The following is a 13,287-nucleotide window of genomic DNA, read 5'->3' on the forward strand; positions in this document are numbered from 1 at the left end:
TCAGCCGTGCGGCGACCCGAGCAGCAGGTGCTGCGCTTGCACCGGTGCGGCGTGTTGTCCGGACGACCCGGCGACCGCGTGGCCATCCCCGTCCGCGGCGCCCGCCTGCGTCAGCAGACCGGCCAGCACGGCATTGCGCGCGGCGGCGGGTCGCGCGGTGCACGCCGGTGGCGAGTGCCGAGCATCCTTCGCGCCGACCTCCGCCGTGGTGAAACCCACTTCGGAGATCCACGTCCCGTCGGGCCATTCGGCGGGGATCCCGTCGATCCGGTAGCGACGGTACGGGACGGCACTGTCGAGCGCGATCGTGTGCTCAGAGGTCTGCCCAGAGGTTTGCGCTGAGGTTTGCGCTGAGGTCTGCGGCTGGATGAGGACGGGCTCGGAGACCTGGATCCACTGGCCATCGCGGGCCTGCGCCCGGACCGTCCAGCGCCCCAGGCCCGCTCCGCCCGCGGCTCGGGGCTTGGCGTCGACAGGAACGGCGGCGTCCCGCGCCAGATGCAGGCTCACGGTGGACAGCGCGACGGGGTGTCTGAAGTCGAACTGGAGGGCGCGGATCGCCTTCCCGACATCGGCACCGGCACCGGCGTCGCCGGACGACGTCGCGAGACCGTCAGGCGGCCGCCAGGCCGTCGCCTCTCCTGCCTTGGCGACGCCGTCGACCAGGTTCCCTGGCGTGCTGAATCCCTGGCCGTCGCTGCCCGGCAGCGTGACCTGCTCCACCGACACCAGGCCCTTCGCTGCCATCGCGTACAGCGACGACGGTTCGAGGAGGCTGGTCCGCAAGTGCCGGGGCCAGAACAGTTCCCGCGCGCTGGTGGACGGGGCCCACCGGTCGAGCAGCGTGCGGGGGCGATCGACCTCATCCCAATCCCGGTCGAACTTGGCGCGCAGGGACTTTTCAAACCGCGCCCGCCGCTCACCCACGAGCGGATCCGGCGATGCGCCCGTCGCGTCGAGGAGCGTGCCGGGCGTCAGGTCGTAGACCCGGCCCCTGCCGGGAACGGCGTCGGCGATGAATCCGTCGCCCGCGTCGTCCAGCCGCAGATGGTCCTTGACGACGTATCGCGTGGCGGTGGTCGACGCCGTCCTGAGTCCTGGCGTCGTGCTGACCTCGATCAGGTGCGCGCGGTTCGTCATGCCTTCGTAGGCCCGTCGATGGGCGTTGCCGATGACCACGTCCTGCACCGGCACGCGGGCCGCCCGCAGGCGTCGCAGCGACCCGTGATCGGTGACGCCGGCCTGCAGCATCCCGTCGACCCAGTCCTCGTCCAGCGTCCCCGCGGCGACCATCGCCGCGGCGAGCGGTCGTGCGATCTCACGGGGCCGGCCCCTGAGCTGCAAGACCATCTCCAGCAGCGCGGTCGTGTCCTGTCCCGAGACCGTTGCCGATACCGTGTCCGATGCCGTGTTCGATTCCGTGTCCGAGACCGGCCGCGCGTCCGGCCCACTCGACAGCAGCCGGGCGAATCCGTCCAGACGGTCCAGCGCAGCGGGCGCATCCAAGGCCTGCCCCGGCCACTGTCGGGCGCCCGCCTCGAAGGCGGCGACCTGCTCCGTGTCCAGCCCGTGGCGCAGCACGCGCTCGGCGTAGGCCCAGGGCGTGCCGTCCGCGGCGAGGTGCCGGAGCAGGGCGCCGTCGACCGCCTCCCGCCGCGGCAGGTCCAGCGTGCTCGCGGCGTAGGCATCGAGGAACGCGGCGGGCAGCAGCGGCGCGGCAACGGCCGTCGCTGCGAGGAGGCTGCGCAGCCGCCGCAGTTGCCAGGGCGTCGTCGATCGGAGGGCATCGGCCACGGTCGACGGCAGGCCCATCATCCGGAAGTAGGCGCGGACGGCGCCCGGCTCGCGCGGGGCCGTGTCGAGGGGGTGCGGAGCGCCGATGAACAGACGGTGGACGCGGGCGATGCCCCTGAGCAGAACGGGATCCGCGATGCCGTACAAATGCGGCAAGGCAAATCTTGCAGGGGAAAATTCCCGGTCCCGTTGAATGTCCGACGGCGAGAACGCGAAGCGGGCCGGGGCGCGGGCGTAGTCCTGCACGAACACAGTGGACGACGGACTGCCGGCGGGGGATTCGATGATCAGTGAAACGCCCGCCCTGTGGAAGGTGGCGCTGGCGCGCAGGCTCACGTCGACCGGGCCCTCGGCGGCGTCCGTCCATGCGGCCCCGGGCAGGGCCGGGAGCAGATGGATCCCGGGCACGAACGCCGGCACGCGCTCTTGCGTGCGCGACGGGTCGTACACCATCACGCCGCTGTGGTGAACCGTCGGCAGCGCGTAGCGGATCGGGGACGGGGCCGAGGAGGGCGCCGTCAAGACCAGCGCGAGATGCCGGGACATCGGATCCACCGCGTGGCGGCGCAGCCGCACGGTGCCGCCATGGCCGTGGATGAGCAGGTCGTCGCCGTCGCGCCGCAGACGCAGTTGATCGGCCGTCATGGGCAGTTCCAGCACGTCCGTCGCCAGATCGGCGGCGGCGTTGTCGATCACGACCGACCGTCCCGCCGGTACCCGATAGGTGTCGGCCCCGTTGCCGCCGGCGAGCACGACGGCATCGGCCAGCGATGCGGCATCGAGGACATCGTCGAGCGGCGTGCACAGTCCCGGGGGCCTCGTTCCAGGGCTTCCCTCGCCGTCCGGCAAGCGCTGCGCCGCAGGGGCCGGCGTCGGGGTCGACTCGTGCTGGCCGCCCCGCGTGCGCATCGGTCCCTCGCGCGGTCCGTCCCCCTTGTCGTCGTCCTTCTTGTCGTCGCGCGCCGGGAGTTGCAGCAGCGCCAGACCCGCCGGCCCTTCACCGGCCCGGGCCCACAGCGTCGGCACGTGGTGCGCGGCGCGCGCGTCGTCGTCGGCTCTGCCGTTGCGGTCGTGCTCGCGGCCGTTGAAGCCGGGCAGTGTCAGGGTCGTCGGCCGGTAGCCCGGCGACGCATCCTGGGGCGGTGTCTCCTCGATGATCAGGTCGTCGCCCGCTTCGCGGTAGCGAAGTCTTTGCACGGCGATCTCGAAGCCGATCTCCAGGGGCCTCGCGGTCCGCGGCACCGCCCGGAAATCGCCCGCGCCCGCGGCGAGGTAGTGCCGCGTGCGGCCGTGCGCCCCCGTCAGCGTCCGGCGCGCGGCGTCCGTGCCGGCATCGAGGAAGAGATGCCGGTCCATCGCCGTCGACGCCTGCGGCCGGTCGCCCACGGCGCGCAGGTCCTGCAACACCATCTGCGTGCCCAGCGCATCGAGGAGGACCAGGGTCGGATCCTGCATGGGAAGCAGACCCGCCTGTGCCTTCGCCTGGGCCTGCGCTTGCGTCTCCGAATCCGTGACCAGGCTCCTCGCCACCGCGGCGCGCCGGCCGTGCGAGAAGAATCCGTTCAGTTGCAGCGTGTCGTCGCCTGCCAGCACGAGCAGGTCGTCGCCGTTCTGGCGGAACGACAGCGCCTCGTGCAGCACGTCGACCTTGAGCAGCAGGGTGACGGGCTGGAGGGGCGCGTAGACGGAGGACGGGTCGATGTCGAGCGCGACGACCGCGCTCACGCCGCTCCCCCAGACGAACGCGTCGCTGGACGTGCTGAGCACGCGCACGCCCGGGCGCAGCACGTAGGTGTTGCGCCCGCCGCCGCCGGCGACCTGGCCCTCGCGCGCCTGGACGTCGTAGCGCTCGTCGCCGTCGGTGCCTTGGACATGCGCGGACTCGGCGTTGCGGATCACCACGCTCTCCACACGCGCCATCCCCATTCCCATTCCCATTCCCATTCCCATTCCCACGCCGATGCCCATCCCCTGGGCATCGCCCCGGCGCACCGGCGGCGAGCGATCGCAGGTCAGGCTCCACCAGTCCGGCGAACCGGCGCGCAAGGTGACGTGACCGCCCGTCGCGTCCATCACGACTTCGTCCATCCCTTCGCCGCCGTCGATGAAGCCCCGGCTGGCGCCGTCGATGAGAAAACGGTCGCGGCCCTTGCCGCCCGTGATCTCGCCCGCAGCGCCCTGGAGTTCGAACATCTGGTCCGCCGCCATGGCGGTCAGGGCTCCGATCCGGCGGAGATCCGCCCCGGACAGCCCGATCCATGCCGTGGCGACTTCCGCGGGCGCGGCGGGCCCGCCCCGCCGCGTCTCCTTGAAGGGACCGGGCTCGAAGTCGCCGTCCTGCAGGACGAAGGTGTAGCCCGACTCCAGTTCCGGCACCTTGAACGTCGCCTGCCGGACCTGACGCTTTGAAGCCGGCGACCGGATCGAGCCGAAGCCGGAGGTCGCCAACTGCTCCGACCGGATCTCGACGTAGCGATCCCAGTGCGCTTGGAGCGCCTCGGCACGCGCGCCGGCGGCCTCGACGGCCGCCTTCTGGACCTCCGCGCGCTGGGTGACCGAGGTGCCGAACCCGAAGAATTTGGCCAGCACCGCGGCCACGATCTGGCCGTCGGAGGTCGACGGCCGGATGTGGTCGCCGAACTCATGGATCCATTGGGACGCGTTGACCGCCCCGAAGACCGCCATCGTGAGCAAGGCCACCGGCAGCGCCGCCGCCCCGACCGCGCCCGCGGCGGCACCCAGCGCGGCGCCGGCGCCTCCCGAAAAGGCCGCCGCGAGCTGCACGCCGCTCATCGCCAGGCTGACGGTGGTGAAGGTCCCGACCATGGCCGTGTTCGCGACCAGGGACCGGTACGCGAAGCTGTCGGTGCCCAGTCCGCTCTTGTTGAATTCCTCCCATTGCAGGCCGATCACGACCAGGCCGAGGCCCGACAGTCCGATGTCGGCCACGCCGCCGGCCAGCGCCGTGGAGACCACGCCCAGCAGGCGGCTGCGGCCCACGGCCCCCAGCGTCGAGAGCCAGGCCCCCAGCCTCATGCTCATCGGCGTGACCACCAGCCCGCTCATCTGCGCGAGGGTCAGGCCTTGCATCGGCGCCTGCATCAGGTGCCAGTCCCGGGCCAGCTGGAAGGCGCCGATCACCGTGTTCACCAGGCCCAGTCCAAGATTCGTGGCGTGGAGCCCGTCGAGGTCCGATCCCTTCGCTCCGGGAGTTGCTCCCGCAGTCGCTCCCGGCGTCGTTCCCAGCCTCGCGCGCAGCGCCGTCCGCATGGCGCGGGCCTTGTCGAGGAACGGCCGGCCCGGGTCGCCGGCGGACGACGACAGACGGTCGAAGACCGCGTCCGACACCCGGAGCAGGCCCGCCGCGCCGCGCAGCGTCGCCGCCTCGTCCTGGCCCGCGCTCAACGCCGACAGGCGCGCGGCGTTCAGCCGCGGTCCGCCGTCCGCGTCGACGTCGATCAGCCCGCGGGCCCGCAGTTCGGACAGGGCATCGTCCGCCGTCCACCCGGCCAGGTCCTGCAGATCGAACGGATCCCTGGCGACATCGGCGGCGATGGCGGCCATCTCGCGCTCCAGCGGCGTGCCCGGCGACGCCTTCGGCGCCGGGCGACCCAGGGCGGTGTCGGCCACGTCCTGGGTCAGGTCGATCGGCTCGGCGCGCGACGTCCCGGCGGCGTATTTGTCCCTGCGCCGGAGCGGCTTTTTGTTTACCGGTCTATCGGTGACGATGGTGCTGCCCCTGGCCCGGATCTGCACGTGCTCGCCGGACAGCGTCGGCGCAGCGCGACGGGTGGACATCGGTGAATCGTCCGGGAACAGCACCGGTCGGCTGAAGCTCGTCAAGGCGAAGCGGGGCGTCGAGAGGCCCGCGTCGGTGAAGCGCATGAAGAACTCCTTGGAAAAGCTCGACAGGGCCAGCGGGCTGTCCAGCGCGCAGGAGAGCAGGGTCGCCTTGTGCACCCGGGTGCCCGCGCCGAACCTCTCCCTCAGGACGCGCCTGAGGTGCTCGGTCAGGGTGTCGGCGGTGTAGCCGCTCAGGCGACGGTGGTGATCGACGTCGGTGGACGCCTCGCCGACGATCATCAGCTTGAGCTCGGGGTTCAGCCCCGCTCGGGCCAGCGCGGCTTCGCCCATGACGATCCGGCTGTCGCCGTGGCGGTCCAGCTGGATCCAGACGGTCGAGTCCTCGCGCTTGGTCGCGTGGCGCAGGGCTGCCTCGAGCGATGCCGGTTCGTCGTCCATCTGCAGCACCAGTTGCAGCCCCTCTCGACGGGACCGCTTGGGCGCGGGCGGATCGACGGGCGCGTTGGCGGACGTGTCTGCGGACGTGTCTGCCTGCGCATGAGCCAACACTTGAGCCAGCGCGTCCCGCCATTCGGCCGACCCGGCGTGCGCTGGCGTCAGCGCGTTCCTCCAGGCGGTCACGGCGGGTGGCGCGGTGTCGACGCTCCGGACCTCCCCCAGGAACGAACGGACCTGCCTGAAGCCCTCCGGATCGGCACGCAGGGTGCCGTCGGGCTGGCGCACCGCGAAACGCACGACGGGTTCGCTCAGGCCGTCGGCGGCGTAGAGATGGCCGGCCTCATCGGATTTGATCCGTCGCAGCATCCGCTCCGCCTGGAAGCCGTCCTTGCCGGGGAACAGGCGCAGGCTCCACTCGTCCACGTCGTCGGCGAGCGTGGTCAGGGACCATGCCGACGTGGGCTTCACGTGGATCGCCAGGAGACTTCGTTGCCCGCTGCCCTGTCCCCCCGGTAGGCGCAGGCTCAGCTCGATCCGGGATTGCTTCTCATTGAACTGAGGTCCTTTGCCTTGGCTGTTCTTCGCGGTCGAGAAACGCTGGAAGACGTGCCATCCCGGCATGGGCGCGTCGGGACGGACGACGCGTCCTCCCTGCGGCGTGACGGCAGGATCGAGACCCAGCAGCGCACGTAGCGGACGGGCGGTATCGACGCGCACCTCGGCCTGGGCCGTGCCGTCAGGAGCGGCGCCGGCCGCGTGGCGCGACACGGCGACCAGCGGGCCGAGGACCCCGCGTCGCGACAGGTCCTCCAACGCGGGAAGCAGTTGTCGGAAGTGATCCGCGGCGCCGGCGCCGTCGGCCAGCCAGGCCCGTGCGAGGTCGATGTCCACGTGGAAAGGCTGGCCCGCCCGGGCGGCCTGCGCGCCGTAGAGCGTGATCTCGGCGACCAGTCGCGCGGACGACCATCGGCCCTGCGTCGCATCCGGGCCCGTGGCATGGGCCTCCTGCAGGTAGGCCAGCGTGTCGGCGACGGACCAGAGTTCCATCGCGTCTACGTTCACGCCCTCGTTGCCGCCGTTGTTCCCGGCCTCGAGCGCCTGCCGCGCGTCGTCGCCCAGCAGCCCGGCGACACCGGCGCGCACCGGCCCGACGGGAGCCGGGATCACGCCCTGCGCGATCCGCCGGAGGTGATCGTGCAGGCGCAGGAAGGCCACGGGCTCCGTCCTGCCCTTGCCGAACAGCGGCGTGAACCAGTGGTTGGGATCCGCGGGCCAGTCGACCGACAGGACGCCCTGAGCCGCGGTGTGCATGGCCTCCGTCGCCGGGCCGATGGTGCCCCTCATGAGGCGCGTGACGAACCAGGATCGCAGCTTCTCGTGCGAAAGCATGACGGGTGGCAGAAGCAGCGGCGGACCGCCGACGGCCTGCATGGTCAGGCGTCCCGCGACGAGCGCTTCGGCGGCCAGGGGGTTGTCCCAGGCCAGAAGGGGAGGCCGTGCCGGCACCGGCTCCGGCTCCCGCGTCGTGGGGTTCGAGGGCCCCGGCATGGGCTGCGGCTGCGGCTGCGCATCGGGCGCATCGGGCGCGGAGGGCGACGAGGGCGACGAGGGCGAGGAGGGCAGGGCGCCCCCCTCGTCGGGCGCGGCGACGACGGTCTTGTCCTGCGTGGGTCCTGCCGCCTGGGCGCTGAGTCGCCGGGACAGTCTGTCGATGGCATCGCCGCTGGCGTCGCTGCCGGCCCCGAAGTTGGAGTCGAGGCTGAACTCGCTGCCGAAGCTGAGGCTCGCCGGCAGCTCGATGTCGGACCACCTCTGTCCGCTGCTGGTGTTGGAGACCGCGGTTCTGATCGTCGGCTGCGGATCGGCGAGGCCGGACTGGCCGGAGGGGCCTGCCGAAGGCTCCTGGTTGCCGGTCGCGGACGAGCCCGGCGACGGCGGCTGGATCACGATGGCGGGCGTCTCCACCGGGGCGCTTCCGAAGGTCCTGGCGTGGACCGGCACGAAGCCGTCCTGGGCATCGAAACGCCAGGTCGGGCTGACGTGCGCCCGCACGTCGTCCTCGCTCTGGAAGCGCGCGCCGACGGCAGTCCAGTGACCGAAGGGCGGGGCATCCGCCGACTCCCAGACCACGCGTCCGATCAGCCGGCTGTCGCGCAGACGCAGCAGGGCGTCGTGCAGCTCCAGCGGGACGCCGACCCTTGCCGCCTCCAGCGGCGTGGCATGGTCGGCCGGAACCAGGGTGTGCGACGCCAGGGGCTGGATCAGCGTCTGCCCCGGCGGGCAGTCGACCGCGGCGATGAACAGCTCGCCCAGCGCGCGCGAGGTCGCCAGGGCCTGCGGCATCTGCCGCTGGTCGAAGAGCGTCCAGGCCTTGTCCAGCAGACGCTTGAAGTAGGTCGATCCCAGCGCCTGCGCTCTCTCCGTCTCGGCGACGCTCGCGAACGACGACGACGACGACGGTCCCGACTCGGGCACTGCCGACAGCGCCCCCAAGGCGTCCCGATAGCGCAACATCGAGTCGCCGAGCAAGGCGTCGACGATGTGCCCGCAGGCCATGTCGCGATGGACGGGGGACAGCTCCGGCATCGCCTGCGCGGCGAAGCGGGCCAGTTTGAGCACCAGCTCTTGGGCCTGCGCCCGCTCATAGGGGAAGGTCCGACGCCAGCCGGCCATCGCCGCCTGCATCTCCGAGGCGATGGCTGTCGGGCGCGCCCTGACCATGAAGGCCGCCAACTGCTGCGTCAGCGGCGTCAGGTCCTTGGGCGGTGGCGCCGACAGGCCCTGGATGAACGCCGCCAGCAGGGCTTTCGCGCGGACCTGGCGATATTCGCTGTGCTCCGGCCATACATGGATCACCAGCAGATCCGTCAAGGCGAGGAAGGCGGTGAACGGCGAGCGTCCCCGGCTGGCCAGACCGTTGAAGGCCAGCGAGACGTGCGTGTACGCCGCGGCGAAATCTGCGAGGGAGCCCCCCTTCGTGATGCCGTCGCGCAGTCGCTGCATGGCGCTCGCGGCGGCTTCGCGGAAGCGGGGCGATCGATACCTGTGGTCGAGGATGGAGTCGAAGGTGTTCGTCAGCTCGCACAGGACATCGGTGGGCCCGAGGGTCGGGCCGTCGACATCGGTGACCGCCGCCTGCAGGGTCTCGGCCACGTGCTCCGCCCAGGCCGTGGAGGGCGACTCGACCATGCGCCGGGTGGTCCGGCCGGCGCCGGGGTTCTGCAAGGCGGGAACGTCGGAGAGCAGGAAGAAAGCCATGGGTGCCTCGCGCAGGGATCGATGAGGCGCGGTGAGTAGGCGACGCACGTGCATCGCGTCGCCGCCCACCGTGCCTTCCCGCGTCCTACCGCGCTCTCCCGCACCCTCCCGCGTCCAGGCTTCCCGTGCGCCCTCAGCGCTCCTTCAGGCTCTCGCTGCGCACGTGTTCCAGCGGACTCAGCAGGAACTCGATGACACGCCGCTCGCCGGTGCGGACCTCCGCGCTCAGGGCCATGCCGGGTCGCAGCGGCACGCGCGCGCCGTCGACCTCGATGTCGCGCGCCTCCAGCGTCAGCGTCACGGCGAAGCGCGGCCCCAGCTGTTCATGGTCGATCGCGTCGGGGCTCACCCGCGTGACCGTGGCCGGCAGCGTGCCGTGACGCGTGAACGGGAAGGCCTCCAGCTTGATCGCCGCCGCGTCGCCCACGCGCACGAAGCCGATGTCCTTGTTCTCGAGCATGACCTCCGCCGTCACCGGCGCGTCGTCGGGCACGATGACCATCAGCGCCTGCGCCTCGGTCACGATGCCGCCGGCCGTGTGGACCGCCAGCTGCTGCACCGTGCCGTCCACCGGCGAGACGAGCCGCGTCAGTTCCTCGCGCCGGCCCGCCTTGCGGCGCTCGGCCTCGACCTGCGCCAGCCGCGCGGCGGCCTGCTCGCGCGCGGTGTGCCAGCGCTGGCGGACCTCGGCGATCAGCGCCGCGCGGGTCGCCCGGGTCTCGGTCAGCGCGGCGTCGGTCTCGCGCGACCGCGCACGCTGGGTCTCGAGTTCGCCGCTGAGGTCCAGACGCTCGCGCCGCCTGTCCTCCCACGCATGCGTGGAGGCGAACCCCTCGCCGTGCAGGGCGCGCAGGTCGTCCTCGCGCCGGGTGGCCTGCGGCAGCGCCGCCGCCAGCCGCGTCGCCGCGGCCAGGGCGGTGTCGCGTTCGGCGCGGCGGCGGTCGGCCTCGGCGTCCAGACGCTCCAGCCGGGCCTGCAGGTCGGCCCAGTCGGCGCGCAGCATGGCCAGCGCCTCGCGCCGTCGCGCGGCGGGCCAGTCGTCCGGCGGAACGTGCGTCGTCTGTGTCGTGTGCGTCGTGGGTGTCCCCGCGCCCGCCGACCGCGCGACGGTCGGCCCGGCGCCGCGACCCTCGTCGATGGATTCGAGCGTCCGGATCGCGGCGATCGCCTGGAGCGAGGCCAGCAGCCGTTCCGCGCGCCAGCCTTCGGCCAGCGCGGCCAGGCGCTGTTCGTCCAGGCTCTCGCGGTCCGCGGCGGGCGCCGTCGGATCGAGCTCGACCAGCGTCTCGCCCTTCGCCACCTGTTCGCCGTCGCGCACCCGCACGCGCTGGACCACGGAGCGCTCCAGCGGCTGGACCACCTTGCTGCGATCGCTGACGACCAGCCTGCCGTCGGCCACGGCGACGATGTCCACGCGGCCCACGAGCGACCACACCAGGGCGATCGCCGCCAGCGCGATCAGCACGAAGACCGTGCGCCGCGGCGCCGGGTGCAGCGGCGTGTCGCGCACCGCCAGCGCCGCGGGCAGGAAGGCGGCTTCCTCGGCATGGCGCGCCGGCCCGACGAGGTCGCGGCGCGCGGTCCAGGCGGCGGCCAGCACCTCGCGGTAGCGGCGCAGCACTTCCACCGGCGCGCCGAAACGATGCGACAGCGCTTCGCCGAGGTCCTTCAGTCGTCGCAGATGCTTCAGGCGCTTCATCCGTGAAGCGGCCGCCGCGTTCCAGCGGGCCTTCCATCGGCGGTTCATGCGCGTGCTCCCGGACCGTCCTGCATGGACCACAGCCGCCGGTACAGGCCGTCGGGCAGGGTCAGCAACTCGTCGTGAGGCCCTTGTTCGACGACGCGGCCGCGCTCCATCACCACGATGCGGTCGGCGTGGCGCACCGCGCTGAGCCGGTGCGCGATGATCAGCACGGTCCGGCCCCGGCAGATCTGCGCCATGTTGCGGTGGAGCACGGCTTCGCTCTCATAGTCCAGCGCGCTGGTCGCCTCGTCGAGGATCAGGATGCGCGGGTCGGTGAACAGCGCGCGCGCGATCGCCACGCGCTGGCGCTGGCCGCCGGACAGCGAGCCGCCCTGTTCGCCGACGACGGTGTCGTAGCCTTCGGGCAGTTCGCTGATGAACTCGTGCGCGCCCGCCAGGCGCGCGGCGTGCACCACCGCCTCGATGGGCGCCGCCGGATCGGCGATGGCGATGTTCTCGCGCAGCGTGCGGTTGAAGAGCACGTTGTCCTGCAGCACCACGCCGATCTGGCGCCGCAGCTGCGCCGCGTCGATCAGGCCGCTGTCGACGTCGTCGATCAGCACGCGTCCCTCCTGCGGAAGGTGCAATCGTTGCACCAGCGTGGTCAGCGTGCTCTTGCCGCTGCCGGAGCGGCCGACGATGCCCACCACCTCGCCGGCGCGTATCGACAGGTCGACGCCGCGCAGGGCCGGCGCGGCCTCGGGCCGGTAGCGGAAGCTCACGTCGCGCAGCGCCACCGCGCCGCGCAGCGCGGGCAGCTGCGCGGCGCTGGCCGGCGGCGCCTCGGTGCGCGTGTTCAGGATGTCGCCCAGCCGCGCCATCGACAGGCCGGTCTGCTGGAAGTCCGTCCACAGGTTGGCCATGCGCATCACCGGCTGCGCGACGTGCTGCGCGAACATGTTGAAGGCGACGAACTGGCCCACCGTCAGCGCGCCGTCCATCACCTCCTGCGCGCCCCACCACAGCGTCGCGGCCTGCGTCAGCTTGCCGACCAGGCCGACACCCTCGTGGCCCCAGGCGCCGAGGTTCTGCGTCCGGAAACTGGCCGAGACATAGGCCGCCAGCTGCCGGTCCCAGCGCCGCGAGAAGGCCGGTTCGAGCGCGCCGGCCTTCACCGTCTGGATCGCGGTCACGGATTCGACGAGCATGGCCTGGTTCTCGGCGCCGCGCGCGAACTTCTCGTCCAGGCGGCGCCGCAGCACCGGCACGATCAGCACGCTCAGCAGCACGTAGCCGGGCAGGCTGGCCAGCACGATCAGCGTCAGCGGCACGCTGTAGAGGAACATCACCGCGATGAAGACGATGGAGAAGAACAGGTCCAGCACCACGGTCAGCGCCTGGCCGGTGAGGAAGGCGCGGATGTGTTCGAGCTCGCGCACGCGGGCCACGGAGTCGCCCACGCGCCGCGCCTGGAAGTAGGCCAGCGGCAGCGCGGCCAGGTGGCGGAACAGCCGCGCGCCCAGCTCCACGTCGATGCGGCTGGTCGTGTGGCTGAGGATGTAGTGGCGCAGGCCGGAGAGCAGACTCTCGAACAGCATCACCACGACCAGGCCCACGACGATGACGTGCAGCGTGGACAGCCCGCGGTGCACCAGCACCTTGTCCATCACGACCTGGAAGAACAGCGGATGCGCGAGCGCGAAGCCCTGCAGCACGAACGAGATCAGCAGCACCTCGCCGAGCAGGCGCCGGTGCTTGACCAGCGCGGGGATGAACCACGAGAAGTCGAAGTGGGCCATCTCGCCCACGAGGCTGGCGCGGCTGGCGACCAGCATCAGCTCGCCGTTCCAGCGCGCGAGCAGCGCCTCGCGGGTGAGCTTGGCGGGGCGGCCGGCGTCGACGGCGGGATCGGCGATCAGGGCCTCGCTGGCGCCGAAGCGGCCCAGCACGAACGGGTGCACGGGGGCGTCAGGCGGATCGCCGTCGTCGCGCAGCCAGATCACTGTCGGCAAGGGCACGCGCGCGAGCCGGGCGGCGTCGCCGCGCAGGCGGCGTGCCTTCAGGCCGAGCAGCCGCGCGGCGCGCAGCAGGTCGTCCGGCCCGACGGGTTCGTTCGGCCCGAGGCCGAGCTGGTGCGCCAGCGCTTCGGGTTCTGCGGCGATCTCATGGAAGGCGGCCACCAGGCACAGCGCCGCGAGCGGGGAGACCCGTCGCGGCGTGTGCCCGGGCGTCGGTTGCGGCGGCGCCAGTCGGGGAGGAAAAATCGTATCGGCCATCGGGACTCACGGTCTCGGGAAAGACGCGTCAGT

General features: G+C 72.2%; 3 protein-coding genes. All 3 read right to left on the reverse strand.

Annotated features, from left to right (window positions below; genetic code table 11):
* The 3 genes from ABE85_RS02515 to ABE85_RS02525 all read right to left on the reverse strand — a co-directional run bounded on the left by ABE85_RS02515 (nucleotide 1) and on the right by ABE85_RS02525 (nucleotide 13,254).
* A complete protein-coding gene (locus ABE85_RS02515; RefSeq protein ID WP_067269784.1) occupies nucleotides 1-9,294 on the reverse strand; it encodes a C80 family cysteine peptidase in 9,294 nt (3,097 codons plus the stop codon).
* 133 nt (nucleotides 9,295-9,427) lie between these two features.
* Nucleotides 9,428-11,041, reverse strand: coding sequence for an HlyD family type I secretion periplasmic adaptor subunit (locus ABE85_RS02520; RefSeq protein WP_231993210.1), 1,614 nt, complete (start codon nucleotides 11,039-11,041; stop codon nucleotides 9,428-9,430).
* Entirely contained in the window at nucleotides 11,038-13,254 is a 2,217-nt protein-coding gene (locus tag ABE85_RS02525) for a type I secretion system permease/ATPase (RefSeq protein ID WP_067269786.1), read from the reverse strand. The genes ABE85_RS02520 and ABE85_RS02525 overlap by 4 nt, the downstream gene beginning before the upstream one ends.
* Nucleotides 13,255-13,287 lie beyond the last annotated feature (33 nt).

The sequence above is a fragment of the Mitsuaria sp. 7 genome (genome assembly GCF_001653795.1).
In the GTDB taxonomy this organism is placed as follows: Bacteria; Pseudomonadota; Gammaproteobacteria; order Burkholderiales; family Burkholderiaceae_C; genus Roseateles.